Below are 1,119 nucleotides of genomic sequence, written 5' to 3'. Positions count from 1 at the left end.
TGAGTTTCGAGTCTCCATCTTTTTCTCTATCAACTCTAGGAATGGAGAACGCTTCTTTTTTTGATGAAAACACTAATTTTAACTTGCAATCCTCAGCCCCTTCAACACTTACGCAAAGAAAGAACACACATCATCTTCATGTTGATGTATTGCAAGAGTACGCACCGTTGCAGAAACGTAGGAGGGAGTCTTTCTTATCTCAATGGGAGAAAGAACTTAGAAGGACAAACAAGGAACATTATTTGGATTTGTGGACCAATGGGTCTATTTATTCAAAGGATCCTACGACAAATGTGCCACCTCTCTTTGCTAATATCACTAACCTCTTACATTTCATAGGCGATGGCAAGGATGGGCTATTGGGATACACCGAACATTTGAAAATGAGAGGATTGGATGCGGAAAGGCAAAGAAACTTCCTGGCGATGGAGAACATGCAGCTGAAGAAACTTAATGAAGCATGCTCTTAAAAGATTTCATCAAGAAAAGAGACAATCCAAGGCCTTGAGAAGAAGATCACAAGTTTGCGAGAGAAAGACACCTTGCTTGGTAGTCGGAAAAGAAAACGAGATCTTTGCAACATTGAGAACATGAAGATTGGTAGTGGTGGCCTGAAAAAACGAATACGAGCTTTAAGGTAACTCGAAGTTTGTTTTTGCGTTTGTATCTTCAATATGCTTTACTAAGAAATGGATACACTTTCCTATACATGATCATAACACATGGTACTTTTTTGGCAGGTCTTTACTGCATCCAAACTTGAACGGTGGAGGCTTCAATACCGGAGTGCATTACAACCGTCTGGTTCCAAAGAAGTAATTGAAGAGATGATAATTCAGAAAAAAAATTGTAAGGTGAAAGGGAGGCATCTTACCTCCTTCATGAAGGAGAATTAGTTGGAACCAATGGAAGTGCAAGCAATACTTGATGAGAGTGGCATCTCGCAGATGGGATACAGGGCACTCTTCAAAGCATTAGCTAAAAATTCTCAAAATAAACTACAGAGAGGATCATTGCTGCCAAAGCCATCACATGTAAAGGCTACTCGCCGACACATAAAAGATGTGGTGTTTGAGAAACTTGGGTGACCATTCCATATTGAAGCAACGTTCTTAGGCA

At 40.1% G+C, this 1,119-nt stretch carries 1 protein-coding gene; it reads left to right on the top strand.

The window, feature by feature from the left end; all coding sequences use genetic code 11:
* A partial coding sequence (locus DD606_RS26090; protein WP_176691505.1) for a hypothetical protein occupies nt 1-470 on the top strand: 470 nt, incomplete at its 5' end.
* Between the last annotated feature and the right edge of the window lie 649 nt (nt 471-1,119).

It is taken from the genome of Enterobacter cloacae complex sp. GF14B, from assembly GCF_004136805.1.
GTDB classification, from domain to species: domain Bacteria; phylum Pseudomonadota; class Gammaproteobacteria; order Enterobacterales; family Enterobacteriaceae; genus Enterobacter; species Enterobacter hormaechei_C.
This window is presented reverse-complemented; position numbering and strand designations above follow the sequence as displayed.